The organism is Leifsonia sp. NPDC058248 (assembly GCF_042881905.1).
Classification (GTDB): Bacteria; Actinomycetota; Actinomycetes; order Actinomycetales; family Microbacteriaceae; genus Leifsonia.
On the sequence record NZ_JBHVXB010000010.1, the window covers coordinates 139,628 to 156,926 of the forward strand.

At 64.7% G+C, this 17,299-nt stretch carries 11 protein-coding genes and 3 rRNA genes; 12 read left to right on the top strand and 2 right to left on the bottom strand.

Annotation, left to right across the window (positions count from 1 at the left end; genetic code table 11):
- The first annotated feature begins 52 nt into the window (after positions 1-52).
- The 5 genes from ACFVV5_RS16445 (at position 53) to ACFVV5_RS16465 (ending at position 8,492) form a co-directional block, all read left to right on the top strand.
- Positions 53-1,576 (top strand): 16S ribosomal RNA (locus tag ACFVV5_RS16445).
- Between the two features lie 418 nt (positions 1,577-1,994).
- Positions 1,995-5,109 (top strand): 23S ribosomal RNA (locus ACFVV5_RS16450).
- Positions 5,110-5,247: 138 nt separating this feature from the next.
- Positions 5,248-5,364, top strand: a 5S ribosomal RNA gene (gene rrf / locus ACFVV5_RS16455).
- The 16S, 23S and 5S rRNA genes sit together here, the layout of an rRNA operon.
- 1,114 nt (positions 5,365-6,478) lie before the next feature.
- Positions 6,479-7,495: a tetratricopeptide repeat protein gene (locus tag ACFVV5_RS16460; protein WP_387246233.1), complete on the top strand. Its 1,017-nt coding sequence runs from the start codon at positions 6,479-6,481 to the stop codon at positions 7,493-7,495.
- Positions 7,470-8,492, top strand: coding sequence for an HAD-IIA family hydrolase (locus ACFVV5_RS16465; protein ID WP_387246235.1), 1,023 nt, complete (start codon positions 7,470-7,472; stop codon positions 8,490-8,492). Before ACFVV5_RS16460 ends, ACFVV5_RS16465 begins: the two co-directional genes overlap by 26 nt.
- Before the next feature lie 4 nt (positions 8,493-8,496).
- On the opposite strand, the gene ACFVV5_RS16470 is transcribed toward ACFVV5_RS16465, so the two are convergent.
- Positions 8,497-9,489: an o-succinylbenzoate synthase gene (locus ACFVV5_RS16470; protein ID WP_387246237.1), complete on the bottom strand. Its 993-nt coding sequence runs from the start codon at positions 9,487-9,489 to the stop codon at positions 8,497-8,499.
- Positions 9,490-9,546: 57 nt separating this feature from the next.
- Between ACFVV5_RS16470 and ACFVV5_RS16475 the strand changes: the two genes are divergently transcribed.
- Genes ACFVV5_RS16475 through ACFVV5_RS16485 form a run of 3 tightly spaced genes read left to right on the top strand, consistent with a single transcriptional unit; the run spans position 9,547 to position 12,631 of the window.
- Entirely contained in the window at positions 9,547-10,458 is a 912-nt protein-coding gene (locus ACFVV5_RS16475) for a 1,4-dihydroxy-2-naphthoyl-CoA synthase (RefSeq protein WP_387246239.1), read from the top strand.
- A complete protein-coding gene (locus ACFVV5_RS16480; RefSeq protein WP_387246240.1) occupies positions 10,458-11,627 on the top strand; it encodes an AMP-binding protein in 1,170 nt (389 codons plus the stop codon). The genes ACFVV5_RS16475 and ACFVV5_RS16480 overlap by 1 nt, the downstream gene beginning before the upstream one ends.
- Before the next feature lie 26 nt (positions 11,628-11,653).
- Entirely contained in the window at positions 11,654-12,631 is a 978-nt protein-coding gene (locus tag ACFVV5_RS16485) for a 1,4-dihydroxy-2-naphthoate polyprenyltransferase (protein ID WP_387246242.1), read from the top strand.
- 8 nt (positions 12,632-12,639) lie between these two features.
- Here ACFVV5_RS16485 and ACFVV5_RS16490 read toward each other — a convergent pair whose 3' ends face one another.
- Positions 12,640-12,981, bottom strand: coding sequence for a DUF4229 domain-containing protein (locus tag ACFVV5_RS16490; protein ID WP_387246244.1), 342 nt, complete (start codon positions 12,979-12,981; stop codon positions 12,640-12,642).
- 42 nt (positions 12,982-13,023) lie between these two features.
- Here ACFVV5_RS16490 and ACFVV5_RS16495 point away from each other — a divergent pair, with 42 nt between their 5' ends.
- From ACFVV5_RS16495 to ACFVV5_RS16510, 4 genes are all read left to right on the top strand, one after another.
- Positions 13,024-13,383, top strand: coding sequence for a PLDc N-terminal domain-containing protein (locus ACFVV5_RS16495; protein WP_387246246.1), 360 nt, complete (start codon positions 13,024-13,026; stop codon positions 13,381-13,383).
- Positions 13,376-15,160, top strand: a complete 1,785-nt coding sequence (gene menD, locus ACFVV5_RS16500) for a 2-succinyl-5-enolpyruvyl-6-hydroxy-3-cyclohexene-1-carboxylic-acid synthase (protein ID WP_387246248.1) — start codon at positions 13,376-13,378, stop codon at positions 15,158-15,160. The genes ACFVV5_RS16495 and menD overlap by 8 nt, the downstream gene beginning before the upstream one ends.
- Positions 15,161-15,229: 69 nt before the next feature.
- Positions 15,230-16,408, top strand: coding sequence for a Fic family protein (locus tag ACFVV5_RS16505; RefSeq protein WP_387246250.1), 1,179 nt, complete (start codon positions 15,230-15,232; stop codon positions 16,406-16,408).
- 168 nt (positions 16,409-16,576) lie between these two features.
- A complete protein-coding gene (locus ACFVV5_RS16510; RefSeq protein ID WP_387246264.1) occupies positions 16,577-17,122 on the top strand; it encodes a thioesterase family protein in 546 nt (181 codons plus the stop codon).
- Positions 17,123-17,299 lie beyond the last annotated feature (177 nt).

The window sequence follows — 17,299 nt, forward strand, 5'->3', positions numbered from 1 at the left end:
TGGCGTGGTGCACTAGATGTGCCGGATAGCTTGCTATCCGTGCAATCAAACATTTACGGAGAGTTTGATCCTGGCTCAGGACGAACGCTGGCGGCGTGCTTAACACATGCAAGTCGAACGATGAACCAGGAGCTTGCTCTTGGGGATTAGTGGCGAACGGGTGAGTAACACGTGAGTAACCTGCCCTTGACTCTGGGATAACCTCCGGAAACGGAAGCTAATACCGGATATGACGCACGGAGGCATCTCCTGTGCGTGGAAAGAATTTCGGTCAAGGATGGACTCGCGGCCTATCAGGTAGTTGGTGAGGTAACGGCCCACCAAGCCTACGACGGGTAGCCGGCCTGAGAGGGTGACCGGCCACACTGGGACTGAGACACGGCCCAGACTCCTACGGGAGGCAGCAGTGGGGAATATTGCACAATGGGCGCAAGCCTGATGCAGCAACGCCGCGTGAGGGACGACGGCCTTCGGGTTGTAAACCTCTTTTAGTAGGGAAGAAGCGAAAGTGACGGTACCTGCAGAAAAAGCACCGGCTAACTACGTGCCAGCAGCCGCGGTAATACGTAGGGTGCAAGCGTTGTCCGGAATTATTGGGCGTAAAGAGCTCGTAGGCGGTTTGTCGCGTCTGCTGTGAAATCCCGAGGCTCAACCTCGGGCCTGCAGTGGGTACGGGCAGACTAGAGTGCGGTAGGGGAGATTGGAATTCCTGGTGTAGCGGTGGAATGCGCAGATATCAGGAGGAACACCGATGGCGAAGGCAGATCTCTGGGCCGTAACTGACGCTGAGGAGCGAAAGCGTGGGGAGCGAACAGGATTAGATACCCTGGTAGTCCACGCCGTAAACGTTGGGAACTAGATGTGGGGACCATTCCACGGTCTCCGTGTCGCAGCTAACGCATTAAGTTCCCCGCCTGGGGAGTACGGCCGCAAGGCTAAAACTCAAAGGAATTGACGGGGGCCCGCACAAGCGGCGGAGCATGCGGATTAATTCGATGCAACGCGAAGAACCTTACCAAGACTTGACATATACGAGAACGGGCCAGAAATGGTCAACTCTTTGGACACTCGTAAACAGGTGGTGCATGGTTGTCGTCAGCTCGTGTCGTGAGATGTTGGGTTAAGTCCCGCAACGAGCGCAACCCTCGTTCTATGTTGCCAGCACGTAATGGTGGGAACTCATAGGAGACTGCCGGGGTCAACTCGGAGGAAGGTGGGGATGACGTCAAATCATCATGCCCCTTATGTCTTGGGCTTCACGCATGCTACAATGGCCGGTACAAAGGGCTGCAATACCGTAAGGTGGAGCGAATCCCAAAAAGCCGGTCTCAGTTCGGATTGAGGTCTGCAACTCGACCTCATGAAGTCGGAGTCGCTAGTAATCGCAGATCAGCAACGCTGCGGTGAATACGTTCCCGGGCCTTGTACACACCGCCCGTCAAGTCATGAAAGTCGGTAACACCCGAAGCCGGTGGCCTAACCCTTGTGGAAGGAGCCGTCGAAGGTGGGATCGGTGATTAGGACTAAGTCGTAACAAGGTAGCCGTACCGGAAGGTGCGGCTGGATCACCTCCTTTCTAAGGAGCATCTGGCACTCTTCGGAGTGTCCAGGCGCCGGATCTGAGCGAATGTCTCAGCCGGTAGCTCATGGGTGGAACATTGACATGTGTGCGGAGCCGAACGGCTCGACGTCAGTACGCTCTTCGGAGTTGGAACGCATCGAACTGGGAAGCATCGCACATGCACGCTGTTGGGTCCTGAGGGACCGGGCCCCATCCACTCGGATGGGAACTGGACCTCTGGACCTTTTCTTGTCGCTCATAACTGGAGCGCAGAGAAGGTACCGCCCGTACTTTGAGAACTACACAGTGGACGCGAGCATCTTAGATTCGAGACTTTCGAGTCTCGGATCACAAAGATCTGATTTATTAGATCATTGGTCAATTTTTCCTTCACCTCTTTTGAGGTGTGAAGAATCGATTCAAACTCATGTGATTTCAAATTTCTAAGAGCAAACGGTGGATGCCTTGGCATCTGGAGCCGAAGAAGGACGTAGTAATCTGCGATAAGCCTCGGGGAGTTGATAAACGAACTTTGATCCGAGGATTTCCGAATGGGGAAACCCCGCTGGGCCCGTAAGGTGACCCAGTGACTCCCGCCTGAATATATAGGGCGGGTAGAGGGAACGTGGGGAAGTGAAACATCTCAGTACCCACAGGAAGAGAAAGCAAAAGCGATTCCGTTAGTAGTGGCGAGCGAAACCGGAAGAGGCTAAACCGATCATGTGTGATAGCCGGCAGGCGTTGCATGGTCGGGGTTGCGGGACTTTTCTGCTGATTCTGCCGAACAGCGAGCGTTACAAAGGAATATAGACGAATGGCATTGAAAGGCCAGTCATAGAGGGTGCCAACCCCGTAGTCGAAATGTTCCAATGGCGCGAAGAGTATCCCAAGTAGCACGGGGCCCGAGAAATCCCGTGTGAATCTGTCAGGACCACCTGATAAGCCTAAATACTCCCAGATGACCGATAGCGGACAAGTACCGTGAGGGAAAGGTGAAAAGTACCCCGGGAGGGGAGTGAAATAGTACCTGAAACCGTTTGCTTACAAACCGTTGGAGCCTCCTTGTAGGGGTGACAGCGTGCCTTTTGAAGAATGAGCCTGCGAGTTAGCGATATGTGGCGAGGTTAACCCGTGAGGGGTAGCCGTAGCGAAAGCGAGTCTGAATAGGGCGATTCAGTCGCATGTCCTAGACCCGAAGCGAAGTGATCTATCCATGGCCAGGTTGAAGCGACGGTAAGACGTCGTGGAGGACCGAACCCACTTAGGTTGAAAACTGAGGGGATGAGCTGTGGATAGGGGTGAAAGGCCAATCAAACTTCGTGATAGCTGGTTCTCTCCGAAATGCATTTAGGTGCAGCGTTGCGTGTTTCTTGCCGGAGGTAGAGCTACTGGATGGCCGATGGGCCCCAAAAGGTTACTGACGTCAGCCAAACTCCGAATGCCGGTAAGTGAGAGCGCAGCAGTGAGACGGTGGGGGATAAGCTTCATCGTCGAGAGGGAAACAACCCAGACCACCAACTAAGGTCCCAAAGCGCGTGCTAAGTGGGAAAGGATGTGGAGTTGCACAGACAACCAGGAGGTTGGCTTAGAAGCAGCCACCCTTGAAAGAGTGCGTAATAGCTCACTGGTCAAGTGATTCCGCGCCGACAATGTAACGGGGCTCAAGCACGCCACCGAAGTTGTGGCATTGACATTATTGGTAGGCCTTCGTGGTCCAGCCGTGTTGATGGGTAGGAGAGCGTCGTGTGGCCAGCGAAGCGGCGGTGTGAACCAGCCGTGGAGGCTACACGAGTGAGAATGCAGGCATGAGTAGCGAAAGACGGGTGAGAAACCCGTCCTCCGAAAGACCAAGGGTTCCAGGGCCAGGCTAATCCGCCCTGGGTAAGTCGGGACCTAAGGCGAGGCCGACAGGCGTAGTCGATGGACAACGGGTTGATATTCCCGTACCGGCGAAGAACCGCCCAAACTAATCCAGTAATGCTAAGTGTCTGAATCCCCTTGATCGAAGCCTTCGGGCCTAGACGAGCGGGCCTAGCACACGACCCTATGCTGGTGCGGTTAGCGTATTAACAGGTGTGACGCAGGAAGGTAGCCGAGCCGGGCGATGGTAGTCCCGGTCTAAGTGTGTAACCCGAGGGATAGGCAAATCCGTCTCTCATATAGGGCCAGGCACGATGGGTAGTCTTAATTGACGAAATCGGTGATCCTATGCTGCCAAGAAAAGCATCGACGCGAGGTTCCAGCCGCCCGTACCCCAAACCGACTCAGGTGGTCAGGTAGAGAATACCAAGGAGATCGAGAGAATCGTGGTTAAGGAACTCGGCAAAATGCCCCCGTAACTTCGGGAGAAGGGGGGCCTGAGGCGTGTAGGAATTTACTTCCGAAGCGTTTGAAGGCCGCAGAGACCAGTGGGAAGCGACTGTTTACTAAAAACACAGGTCCGTGCTAAGTCGCAAGACGATGTATACGGACTGACGCCTGCCCGGTGCTGGAAGGTTAAGAGGAAGGGTTAGCTTCGGCGAAGCTCAGAATTTAAGCCCCAGTAAACGGCGGTGGTAACTATAACCATCCTAAGGTAGCGAAATTCCTTGTCGGGTAAGTTCCGACCTGCACGAATGGCGTAACGACTTCCCAGCTGTCTCAACCGCGAACTCGGCGAAATTGCACTACGAGTAAAGATGCTCGTTACGCGCAGCAGGACGGAAAGACCCCGTGACCTTTACTACAGCTTGGTATTGGTGTTCGGTGTGGCTTGTGTAGGATAGGTGGGAGACTTTGAAGCGGACACGCCAGTGTTCGTGGAGTCATTGTTGAAATACCACTCTGGTCACTCTGGATATCTAACTTAGAACCGTAATCCGGTTCAGGGACAGTGCCTGGTGGGTAGTTTAACTGGGGCGGTTGCCTCCCAAAAAGTAACGGAGGCGCCCAAAGGTTCCCTCAACCTGGTTGGCAATCAGGTGTCGAGTGTAAGTGCACAAGGGAGCTTGACTGTGAGACTGACAAGTCGAGCAGGGACGAAAGTCGGGACTAGTGATCCGGCAGTGGCTTGTGGAAGCGCTGTCGCTCAACGGATAAAAGGTACCTCGGGGATAACAGGCTGATCTTGCCCAAGAGTCCATATCGACGGCATGGTTTGGCACCTCGATGTCGGCTCGTCGCATCCTGGGGCTGGAGTAGGTCCCAAGGGTTGGGCTGTTCGCCCATTAAAGCGGTACGCGAGCTGGGTTTAGAACGTCGTGAGACAGTTCGGTCCCTATCCGCTGCGCGCGTAGGAAATTTGAAAGGATCTGACCCTAGTACGAGAGGACCGGGTTGGACGAACCTCTGGTGTGTCAGTTGTTCCGCCAGGAGCACCGCTGATTAGCTACGTTCGGGATGGATAACCGCTGAAAGCATCTAAGCGGGAAGCCGGCCTTAAGATGAGATTTCCATGCCTTCGGGCGAGAGGCTCCCAGCTAGACTACTGGGTTGATAGGCCGGATGTGGAAGTGGGGACTAAAGACCCATGGAGCTGACCGGTACTAATAAGCCGATAATTTGATAATCATTACTCTCATACTGTTTGTAAGGCTGGTATGAGGGGCCATGAGAATGCTTGCGTCCACTATGTGGTTCTCGATGTACGGTCGAGAACCGAATCAATCAGCAATGATTGTTCGTTCACTTTGATACATCAATAGTGTTTCGGCGGCCATAGCGAGAGGGAAACGCCCGGTTACATTCCGAACCCGGAAGCTAAGACTCTCTGCGCCGATGGTACTGCAGGGGGGACCCTGTGGGAGAGTAGGACACCGCCGGACTTCTTTTGTGAAATGGCCACCCAGCAATGGGTGGCCATTTCGCGTTTAACCGCCAGTGCGAAGATGCTGGCGCCGAACATCCAATAACACCAAAGTCGTAGGCTGAGCACGTCGTGCCCGCAGCCCAACAGGAGAAGTCGTGAGCGAAACACCGGCAGACGACCACAACGAGTCGCGCAAGCCTGGGCGAGCAGACGGTCCCACGGGCGCCGGCAGCCGAGGCCGCGGTGACGGCGACCGACGCCCCCCGCGCAGCGACGCAAGCCCCCGTCACAACGACCGGCCTGCGCGCAGCGGACAGGGCGGGCGTCCCCGCGGCGACGGTCCCCGAGACGGACAGAAGAGCAGCTGGTCGCGCGACGGTGGCAGCGGGTCTGGGGCATCCGGAAGCCGAAGCGGCCAGAGCCGCGACGGTCAAGGCCGTGACGGCGGTGGCCGCGGCAACAGCGGCCGCGATGGACAGGCGCGAGGCGGTCAGGAGCGAGCGAGCTTCAACCGCGACGGCCAGCGCGGCGGGCCGGCCCGAAGCGGCTACAGTCGCGACGGGCAGGGCGGCGGACAGTCGCGCGGCTACGGTCGCGATGCGCAGGGCGGCGGATCCCGCGACGGCCAGCGCGGGGCACAGAGCCGCGACGGTCAAAGCCGGGACGGCCAGAGTCGTGGCTACTCGCGCGACGGTCAAGGCGGCGGACAGTCCCGTGACGGGCAGTCCCGTGACGGAGCTCGTGGCGGACAGTCGCGTGACGGACAGGCGCGCGGCGGATACAACCGCGACGCACAAGGCCGGGACGGGCAGTCGCGTGGAGGCTACTCGCGCGATGGGCAGTCCGGGAGCGGGCAGTCCCGCGGCGGGCAGAGTCGAGACGGACAGGAGCGCCGGGGGTACGCCGCCGGCGGTTCGTCACGTGACGGCGATCGGCGCGGTGGAACCGGCCGGGACAACGGGAAGCGCGAGTGGTCGCATGACGGCAAGCCGGCCGCGCGACAGGGAGGCGCGCATCCGGGTGGTGCTCGTGGCAACCGCGACGAGAAACTGTGGACCCGAGAGGGCCGGCCGGCGCGTGGCGACAAGGACGCTCGCGACAACGAGTACGAGCTGACCGAAGAGGAGCGGATGGCGCGCGAGCTGCGCTCCGTGCGCACCCGGCATGACGATCCGGATCTTCCCGACGACGTCGAGCCGCGCGACCTGGACAAGGGCGCACGCATCGAGCTCAAGACCTTGAGCAAGGAGAACTCCGACTGGGTGGCCCGTCACCTGGTGATGGCCGCCCGGCTGATCGAGGAAGACCCCGAGCGGGCGCACCAGCATGCGATGTCCGCTGCCCGGCGGGCCGGACGGATCGGGGTCGTTCGCGAGACGCTGGCGATCACCGCATACGCGACCGGCGACTTCGCCCTGGCTTTGCGTGAACTGCGCACCTATCGCCGCATCTCCGGATCCAACGAGCAGCTTCCGCTGATGGTGGACTCCGAGCGCGGTGTCGGCCGGGCGGATCGAGCCCTCGAGCTCGGGCGCAGTGTCGACCGCTCGTCGCTTCCGAACGACGTTCAGGTGTCATTGGCGATCGCCATGTCGGGTGCACGCCTCGACCTCGGACAGAGCGAGGCGGCTCTGGCCGAACTCGAGATCCCGCAGTTGGACCCGAATCGGGCGTTCAGCTGGAGCCCCGACCTGTTCCACGCCTACGCCGACGTCCTGGACGAGCTGGGGCGCACCGAGCAGGCCGAGACGTGGCGCGAGCGCGCGGCGCGTGCGGATGAGGCGATCGGCACAGCGATGAGCATCGACGAGCACGAGACCGTCGACATCGTCGAGGAGGAGTACGAGGACTTCGAGGTGTTCGACATCGACGACGAGGACAGCGTCTCGATCGGCGATGCCGCGGCCGACGGGTTCGCAGAACCCGCCCCTGCCGATGATGAGCTGAACGACGAGACGCTCGCCGACGACGAGCTCGCCTCCGTCGAGCTCGAGAACGAGCTGCTGGCCGAAGAGGAGCTCGAGGACGAAGAGCCCGAGGAGCCCGAGAGCGACGCGACCCGAAGCGACGTGCCCGAGAGCGACGAACTCGAGAACACTGAGAACGAGGACGAAACCGACGATGGCACTGTTCCGACGGACCGCTGAGACCGTGACCCCGCTCGATGGAGTCGACCTGGTGCTGGCGGACCTCGACGGCGTCGTCTACAAGGGCCCGAACCCGATCCCTCATGCCGTCGAGAGCCTCAACGGCGTGAGCGAGCGGGTGCGCGTCGGCTACATCACCAACAACGCCGCCCGCACCGACGCATCCGTCGCCGCGCATCTGAGCCAACTGGGACTGCACGCGCAACCGTCTGATGTGGTTACATCACCGCAGGCCGCCGTGCGGTTGCTGGCGCGGCATGTGCCGGCCGGGTCGCGCATCCTGGTGGTCGGCGGCGACGGGCTGGTCGACGAGGTCGAGAAGGCAGGCTTCACGGTCACCCGCTCGGCCGACGATGAGCCGGCGGCCGTCATCCAGGGCTTCGCGCCCGAGGTCGGATGGGTGCACCTGGCCGAGGCGGCGTTCGCCCTGCAGGATCGCACCGAGGACGAACGGCCCTGGGTCGCGACGAACACCGACTGGACGATCCCGGTCGCCCGCGGCATCGCGCCCGGCAACGGCACCCTGGTCTCCGCCGTGCACACCGCGATCGGTCGACTGCCGCTCGTCGCCGGCAAGCCGGAGATCGCGATCTTCGAAGAGGCCGTGGCGCGCTTCGGGGCAGCGAAGCCGCTGTTCATCGGCGATCGGCTCGACACAGACATCCTGGGCGCCAACCGCGCCGGCATCGACTCCGTGCTGGTGCTGACCGGAATCGACCGGGCCAAGCAGCTGATCGCGGCCGATGCCAACTCGCGTCCCACGTTCATCCTCGAGGACCTTCGCGGGCTGACCGAGCCGTATCCCCAGACGGTGTTCTCGAAAGACGGCCTGACGGCGACGGTCGGGACGGCCACGGTGCGGATCGCGGGAAACGAGGTTCAGGTGGTCGCCGACGGCGACTCCGAGCTCGACCTGCTGCGCGCGACCTGCGCGGTCATCTGGAACTCGCGCCGCGCCATCTACGGACTCGAGGTCCCGGAGCGGCTCTACAGCTAGGACGTCAGAGCGCGGTGGAGTGCTCCACGATCCGGTAGCAGCGCCGGATGCGGTCGAGCCACCACTCGCGGCGCTCGGCGTCGGCGGCGAGCGAGTCGAGTCGTGAACTCGAGACCGCCGGACGTATCACCGGGATGGAGCCGTCGACGGGGAGGAGCGGCTCGTCTGCGACATCCTGAACGAACATCGCGACCGTCCCCAGCCCGCAATCGAACTCCAGGTCGGGGACGGCTGCGGCCAGATGAGCGCCCATGGCGATGCCCACCGAGGTGTCGAGGGCGCTCGACACCACGATCGGAAGCCCCGCTTCTGCGACGATGCGGAGTGCCGAGTGGACGCCGCCGAGCGGTTGCGCCTTGATGATGAGCAGGTCGGCTGCGCCGGCCCGCGCCACCGCGAGCGGGTCTCCGGACTTGCGGACGCTCTCGTCGGCGGCGATGGGCACGCCCATGTACTTCGTGCGGCGGCGGATCTCCGCGAGCTCATCGACGGTCGCGCACGGCTGCTCGACGTATTCGAGGTCGAACGGAGCGAGAGCGTGGATCGCGTGCTCGGCCTCGTCGACATTCCAGAGGGTGTTCGCATCCACCCGGATGCGCCCCTCGGGACCGAGTTGCTCACGCACCGCGTGCACGCGTGCGACATCGTCGGCCAGGGTCTGTCCCGGCTCGGCGACCTTCACTTTGGCGGTGCGAGCGCCGGGGTAGCGCGCCAGGATGCCCGGAACGTCCGCCGCGGGGATCGCGGGCACCGTCGCGTTGACGGGGATGCGGTCGCGGAGCGGGGTCGGCGTCGCGCGCCAGCCGAAGTCGATCGCTGCGTGGAGCCATGCGGCGGCCTCGGCGTCGTCGTATTCGACGAACGGCGAGAACTCCGTCCACCCGTGAGGTCCCTCGAACAGGACGGCCTCTCGTGTGGTGATCCCGCGGAATCGTGTGGTCATCGGCAGCGAGACGACGCGTGCCGCCCTCAACAGGTCGGCCAAGTCGGGCAACATTCCACAAGTGTGCCACGCCCCGGTCCGCCGTCGACCGGCGAACCGTAGTCTGGAGGTATGGCACAGGCAGTCTCAGACATTTTCGATGCGCGTGCGTGGCGCGAAGTCCCCGGGTTCGAGGGACTCACCGACATCACGTATCACCACGATGTGGCCGGGCGCGTTGCCCGGGTCGCGTTCGACCGGCCCGAGGTCCGCAACGCGTTCCGGCCGCACACGGTCGACGAGCTCTACGGCGCGCTCGAGCATGCGCGCACCGACCCGCGCATCGGTGTGGTGCTGCTCACCGGCAACGGTCCGAGCCCGAAAGACGGCGGGTGGGCGTTCTGCTCGGGAGGCGACCAGCGCATCCGGGGCCGCGACGGCTACAAATACGCCGAGGGGGAGACCGCGTCGGGCATCGATGCAGCGCGCAGCGGCCGGCTGCACATCCTCGAGGTGCAGCGCCTCATCCGTTTCATGCCGAAAGTCGTGATCGCCGTCGTTCCCGGGTGGGCGGCCGGCGGCGGTCACTCGTTGCATGTCGTCTGCGACCTCACGATCGCAAGCGCGGAGCACGGGCGGTTCAAGCAGACGGATGCCGACGTGGGGTCGTTCGACGGTGGCTACGGCAGCGCCTACTTCGCCCGGCAGGTCGGGCAGAAGGTCGCGCGGGAGGTGTTCTTCCTCGCGCAGGAGTACTCGGCGCAGCGCGCCTACGAGATGGGGGCGGTCAACGCCGTCGTTCCCCACGCCGAGCTGGAGAGCACGGCGCTCGCATGGGCGAACGAGATCCTCACCAAGTCGCCCACGGCGATCCGCATGCTCAAGTTCGCGTTCAACGCGGTGGACGACGGCATGGTCGGGCAGCAGGTCTTCGCCGGCGAGGCCACCCGCCTGGCCTACGCCTCCGACGAAGCGGTCGAAGGTCGCGACGCGTTCCTGGAGAAGCGGGAGCCTGACTGGTCCCCGTTCCCCTGGCAGTACTGATGACGCGCCCGCTCCGGGTTCTCGGGTCGGATCGGCCCGAAGACGTGTTCGTCGCACTCCGTGAGGCGCTCGCCGGCGGTGGCTCGGCGGTGGTTCCGCGGGATTCGGGTTCGACGTCGGGCACCGACTGGCCCGCCGCGGACGACACGGTGGCGCAGAACGTGGCCCTCGTGATCGAGACCTCCGGATCGACAGGGACGCCCAAGCGAGTGGCCCTCTCGGCGGACGCTCTGCTCGCGAGTGCGGCCGCGTCCGCGGGTGCGATGGGCGGTCAGGGGCAGTGGCTGCTCGCGCTGCCGGCCCACTACGTCGCCGGCGCTCAAGTGCTCGTGCGATCCATCGCCGCCGAGACCGTGCCCGTCTCCTACGGCAGCGGCCATTTCGACCCGGTCCGGTTCTCCGCGCTGGCCGCCGAACTCACCCACGATCTCCGTTTCGTCTCGCTCGTTCCGGTCCAGCTCGGCCGGCTCGTCGACGCCGCCGAGCAGGGGTCGCGTCCGGTGGCCGACGCGCTGCGCCGGTTCGACGGCATCCTGGTGGGCGGTCAGGCGCTCGGCGAGGGGCTGCGCGAGCGTGCGCTGGCGGCCGGGGCGCGCATCCTGGGCACCTACGGCTCGAGCGAGACGGCGGGCGGCTGCGTGTACGACGGCATGCCGATCGGGCCGACCGTGGTGCGGGAGGTGCACGGGATGCTCGAGATCGGCGGTCCGGTGCTCGCCGAGGGCTACCTCGACGATCCGGAGCGCACGGCCGCCGCGTTCCACGAGGCCGACGGGATGCGCTGGTATCGCACCGGAGACCTCGGCAGCGTGTCCGCCGACGGGCGCGTCAGTGTGCTGGGCCGTGCGGACAATGTGATCATCTCGGGCGGAGAGAAGGTGCTGCTCGATGCGGTCGAACGGGCCGTCCGTATGCTCGACGGGTACGAGCACGCGATCGTGGTCGCGGCTCCGAGCGAAGAGTGGGGCCAGGTGCCGGTGGTCGCTGTGTCCGGGCATCCGGTGGTCGCGCTCGCCGAGGTGCGGAGGTTCGTCGCGGAGCGGGTGGGGAGGCCGGCCGCCCCGGCGCGCGTGGTGCGATTCGATGAGCTGCCCCACCTGACGAGCGGCAAGCCCGACCGCGTCGCCGTCGCTCGCTCGGTCGCCGCCGCGTCCGTCGAGACCGCATAGCCGATGTCGTTACAATTCGCTTTGTGATGAGTCAGAACAAACCACGGATGCAGCGGATGTCGGCGGCGCAGCAGCGCGCCAGGGGCCGGAGCGGACGACCGGGCGCACCCAAGGCCAAGGTCAAGCCGGCGACGGCCTCCGACTGGATCGCCGGTGCGCGGCTGCGCACCCTCCCGCTCGCGATCGCGCCGGTCATCATCGGTGTGGGAGCCGCCAAGCTGGCCGACGGTCCCGGCATCTGGCACCCGGTCCGGGCGCTGCTCTGTCTGGCCGTCGCCATATGCCTGCAGATCGGCGTCAACTACGCCAACGACTACTCCGACGGCGTGCGCGGAACCGACAAGTACCGGGTCGGACCGAGCCGGCTCACCGGGTCTGGTCGTGCCGCGCCCAAGCGCGTGCTCACCGTCGCGCTCGTATTCTTCGGGCTCGGGGCGCTCTCCGGCCTGCTGCTCGTCCTGCTGACGCAGCACTGGTGGCTGCTGCTCGTCGGCGCCGCCGCGATCGCCGCGGCCTGGTTCTACACGGGCGGAAAGCGGCCCTACGGCTACTACGGGCTCGGCGAGGTGTTCGTCTTCCTCTTCTTCGGCATCGTCGCGACCGCCGGCACGACCTACCTGCTCGCCGGTCTGGTCAACCAGGAGGCGTGGTTCGGTTCCGTCATCGCCGGTCTCATCGCGTGCGCCGTGTTGATGGTCAACAACATCCGCGACATCGTGCCCGACAAGCAGGCCGGCAAGCGGACGCTCGCGGTGCTGCTCGGCAATGTCGCCTCGCGCATCGTCTACTGCGTGTTCCTGCTGGTGCCGTTCGGCATCCTCGCCGTGCTGGCCCTGCTCTACCCGATCGCCTGGCTCGGCTTCTTCGCCCTGCTCGCGGCGTTGCCCGCCTGTGCGATCACCCTGTTCGCCAAGACTCCCCGCGAGCTGGTGACCGCCCTGCAGTTGACCAGTCTGACCGGCCTGCTGGTCGCGATCGCCGTCGGCGGCGCCTTCGCGTTCTGACGCGCGGGTCAGGCCGCGGTGTCGTGCGGCTTCGGATGCTCGACCGAGCGCTCCGCCGGCTGCTCGGCTGAGCGGTCGGCCGACTGCTGGGCCGAGTCGATCGCGGCATCCTCGACGTCATCGTCGACCGTGGTGGCCGGCTTGTCGCGGTGGCGAGCGGCGTAGAGGTCGGTGGCGACGGCATCCCGTGGCTTGCGCAAGAAGATGTACGACAGGCACAGCCCGATGAGCGCGGCGGCGACCACCGCGATCCACGCGTCGATGCGGAGCACGAGGAGAACTGCGAGCGGGATCACGAAAACGAGGAGCCGGAGCACCGTATATGTGACCCAGGAGGGAATGCCTTTCACCCTCCCAGCTTAGAGACACTCTCTGAGAGTTACGATTGACACATGGTTCGCCTCTGGATAGTCCTCGGCGTCGCCGCCGCGGTGTTCTACATCTATTCCGTGGCAGACTGCGCCCTTTTCGACCGCTCTCGAGTGCGCGGCCTTCCCAAGCCCGTGTGGCTTCTCGTGATCATCCTGTTCCCGGTCATCGGCGGGGTGCTCTGGTTCCTGATCGGCCGCGGGCGGCGGCGCACCACCATCGCTGGACGGCGCACGGTCGCGCCGGACGACGACCCTCAGTTCCTGAAGCGCCTGGCGCGGGATCGCGATCAGGAGGAGAGGATCCGGCAGCTCGAGAAGGAGCTCTCCGACCTCGACGACCCCGGGACCGATAACGACCAAACCGGCCGCCGGGATGGGTGACGCCGCACACGAGGCGTCTGGCACGACAACGGCTGGGACTCCGCTCACCGGCAACCCGGCCACCGACTACTCCGTCGCGCTGCTGAGCGCTTTCGTGCGTTCGGGCGTCACCGACATCGTCGTGAGCCCCGGTTCGCGATCGCAGGCGCTCGCGCTGGTCGCCGCGGAACTCGAACGTTCCGGCTCCGTGCGGCTGCACGTGCGCATCGACGAGCGGGTCTCCGGATTCCTCGCCCTGGGCCTGGCCCGCGAGAGCGGTGCGCCGGCGGTGGTCATCACGACCAGCGGGACGGCCACCGCCAACCTGCACCCGGCCGTGCTCGAGGCTCACGAGTCGGGCATCCCGCTGATCGTGCTCACCTCCGATCGCCCGGACGAACTGCGGGGCATCCGGGCCAACCAGACGACGCGGCAGCCGGGACTGTACGCGGAGGCGGCCCGCTGGGAAATCGACGTCCCGGCGCCCGAAGGGTCCGATGACGAGCTCGAGGCCGCGAGCGAGATCGGTCGGGCGGCTGTGCGCACGGCCGTCGGGGCTGATTCCGCCGATCCGGGTCCCGTCCACATCAACCTCGGGCTCCGCGAGCCCCTGTCGGTCGCGGTCGCGGAACTGCCGCCGATCGAGCGCGGGAGCCTGCCGGTCACGGCGGGCGTCGGCGCGATCGGCCGCACCGCCTTCGAACCGGCCGACGGTCCCCGCACTATCGTGGTCGCCGGCGCCGACGCGGGCGAAGCGGCTGAGGCGTTCGCCCGGGCCGGAGGCTTCCCGTTGCTGGCCGAGGTGTCGAGCGGCGCGCACTTCGGCCCCAACCTGGTCGTGGCCTACCGCGAGCTCCTGCACGACGAGGCGTTCGGCGGGCGTGTCGAGCGAGCCGTCGTCTTCGGGCATCCGACGCTCAGCCGCGAGATTCCGGCGCTGCTGATGCGGGACGACGTCGAGGTGATCGTCGTGGCTCCGCGCGGGGCGCAGGCCTACAACCCGGGGCACCGTGCGCGCATCGTGGGGGAGGCGATCGCTCCGGCATCCGTCGACCTGCGCTCGCCGGAGGTGCGGGGCTGGGTGGGCAGCTGGGTGTTCGCGAGCCGCCGGCTGCGGGAGGCGGCCGAACTCGCCGCGGACGCGGGTGCAGCGGCGCCGGATGTCGCGAAGGCGCGTTCCTTCGCTCCGGCCGATGCGCTCGCGTTCGCCAAGGCGGAGCTCGCCGCGGTGCGCGCCCCCATCACGCGACCGCTGCTCGCTGAGGCTCTGTGGCGGTACACCTGGCCGCACGATCGTCTCGTGTTCGGGGCGTCACGCTTGATCCGGGATGCCGACCGCATCGTTCCGGGCAAGAAGCTCCGGGTGCACGCCAATCGTGGTCTGGCGGGAATCGACGGCACGATCGCGACCGCCGTGGGCATCGCGATCGCGAGCCAGGCGGCGGCGGAGACGGCGGGGAAGCCGGCCGGCGTCACCCGGCTGCTCCTCGGCGACCTGGCCCTGCTGCACGACGTCGGGTCCCTGCTGTTCGGCGAGGGGGAGCGGCGACCGCACCTGCAGGTCGTCGTCGGGAACGACGGCGGGGGAACGATCTTCGATGCCCTCGAGGTGGCGGCGACCGCGCCCGAGGAGGCGTTCCGGCGCGTGCTCTACACGCCGCAGCAGGTGGACATCGCGGCGCTCGCCGCTGCCTACGGGTGGGACCACCGGGTGGTGCGAACGAAGGGCGAACTCGATCAGGCTCTCTCCGCGCCGCCGGCCGGTGTGAGCATCGTCGAGGTTCCGCTGGAGCGGTAGCCGGTTGTTGCTCGCCGCAAAGTAAAGGTTGAGTGCTAACCTTTACTAACGGCGGGATGGGAGACAGGTTTGACGACGGCTGTGACCTTTGAGGAGCGGACGCTTCCTTCGCGAGACGATCGCGAGTACTCCTCGCGAAGAATGAATCTGCTGCGGCGCGAGCCGTACCGGGCTTCCATCCCTGCGGCGATCGCCGATGCGACGATCCCTCTTGCTCAGAATGTCCTCGCGGAGGCCGATGACGCGACCGCCGCGCTCGTTCGATTCGATAGCGACATGGCTCAGTTCCCGGCGCCGTTCTCTGCGGTACTGCTTCGAACCGAATCCGCGTCGAGCTCGCAGATCGAGCAGCTGACTGCGGGTCCACGCGCAATCGCTGAAGCGGCAATCGGCGAAAGATCCGACGGAAATGCGCCGCTTATCGTCAGCAACGTCCGCGCGTTGGAAGCTGCCATCGCGCTTTCGGAAAGGCTCTCGAACGAGTCCATCATCGAAATGCAGGAGGCGCTGTTGATCGCTTCCCAACCGGACCTGGTCGGCGGCTACCGCGAGCGGCAAGTGTGGGTCGGTGGCGCGTTGCCGCAGAGCGCCACGTTCGTGCCGCCCCACCACGAACGCGTACGCCCGGCGATGGATGACCTCGTCGCATTTGTGCACCGCGTAGACCTCCCGGTTCTTGCTCAGGCTGCGATCGCTCACGCCCAGTTCGAAACCATCCACCCATTCCCCGATGGCAACGGTCGAACCGGGCGCGCGCTTTTGCATGCCATGCTGAGGCATGGTGGTGTCCTGCGTCATCTCGCAGTGCCCGTTTCCGCCGGCCTTCTTACGGACGTCGACTCGTACTTCGACGCCCTCACGGAATACCGCACGGGTGACCCGAACCCGATCGTCGCGGTCTTTGCCACCGCTTCCTTGAGAGCATTGGACAATGCGAAGCATCTCGCGGACGATATCGCCGGCTATCAGAGCGAATGGGACGAGAAGTTGGCCGGGATTCGCAGCGATGCTGCCGCCCGAAAGATCGCGAAACTGACAGTTGAATATCCCGTACTCAATCTGTCCACTGCTGTCTCGCAGACGGGCACCAGCAAGGCTGCCATCACGAACGGGCTCGATCAGCTCGTTGACCGCGGCGTCCTGGCTCTCGGAAACTCGAAGAAGCGGAACCGTGTGTGGGTGAACCAGGACGTCATCGACGCACTCGATGCCTTCGCGGTCCGTACGGGACGTCGGCAGCAGCCATAGACGACCAAGGTTGCCGCTGACATCACCCCTTTCTGGCCAGAAGGGAGGGTCCCACCTTCGGAATGACCGCGGGCACAATCGGGGGCGCATCCGGATGCCCGGCGATTGGAGGCTCTCGACAACGATCGTGAAAGTCTGTTGGCGACTGGCTAGCATGACCGGGTGCACATGATCTTTCGGACGATGCTTCATGCTCTGCTGTCCCGGTTCGGGGTCCGGCTCGGTCACTGGGATGTGGCGCGCACGAAGTTCCGGGCGCTGCCGACCGACCTCGACATCCTCAATCACATGAACAACGGCGTATATCTGTCGATCGCCGACATCGGGCGGTTCGACCTGCTGACCCGCAACGGTGTCTGGGCGATCTTCAAGAAGCGCGGCTGGTACCCGGTCGTCGCGTCGGAGACGATCTCGTTCCGCAAGTCGCTGGAGCTGTGGCAGCCGTTCGTGGTCGAGTCGCGCATCCTCGGTTTCGACGAGAAGGCCGTCTATGTGGAACAGCGTTTCACGGTCGACGGCGAGATCTTCACGCAGGCGTTCATCCGCGGTCGCTTCCTGAAACGCGGCGGCGGCATCGTCACGATCGACGAGTTGCTGGATGCGGTCGGCCCGGCACCGACCGACGTCACCGTTCCCGAGTGGCTGCGCGAATGGGGTGGGCACGCCACCCTCCCGTCGACGCGTGCTGAGGCGCCCAGCGTCTGGAGTGAGTGACCGCGCCCACGCCGACCGCACCCTCTGACCGTCCCTCGCCGCGTTCCGCTCCGCGATCGAGTCCGGACTGGGGGGGGGGGAATGGGGGGCTTGGGCCCCCCCCGGCCGGGCGGGGGGGGGGGGGGGGCCCGCGGGGGGGGCGCCCGGGGGCGGGCGGCGGGGGCGGGGCCGCGGATG

Coding starts and splice junctions, on each gene's coding strand:
- menD (WP_387246248.1), top strand. CDS start 13,376: ATGGGTGACGCCGCACACGAGGCGTCTGGCACGACAACGGCTGGGACT.
- ACFVV5_RS16470 (WP_387246237.1), bottom strand. CDS start 9,489: ATGTTGCCCGACTTGGCCGACCTGTTGAGGGCGGCACGCGTCGTCTCG.
- ACFVV5_RS16510 (WP_387246264.1), top strand. CDS start 16,577: ATGATCTTTCGGACGATGCTTCATGCTCTGCTGTCCCGGTTCGGGGTC.
- ACFVV5_RS16465 (WP_387246235.1), top strand. CDS start 7,470: ATGGCACTGTTCCGACGGACCGCTGAGACCGTGACCCCGCTCGATGGA.
- ACFVV5_RS16460 (WP_387246233.1), top strand. CDS start 6,479: ATGGCGCGCGAGCTGCGCTCCGTGCGCACCCGGCATGACGATCCGGAT.
- ACFVV5_RS16480 (WP_387246240.1), top strand. CDS start 10,458: ATGACGCGCCCGCTCCGGGTTCTCGGGTCGGATCGGCCCGAAGACGTG.
- ACFVV5_RS16485 (WP_387246242.1), top strand. CDS start 11,654: ATGAGTCAGAACAAACCACGGATGCAGCGGATGTCGGCGGCGCAGCAG.
- ACFVV5_RS16475 (WP_387246239.1), top strand. CDS start 9,547: ATGGCACAGGCAGTCTCAGACATTTTCGATGCGCGTGCGTGGCGCGAA.
- ACFVV5_RS16495 (WP_387246246.1), top strand. CDS start 13,024: ATGGTTCGCCTCTGGATAGTCCTCGGCGTCGCCGCCGCGGTGTTCTAC.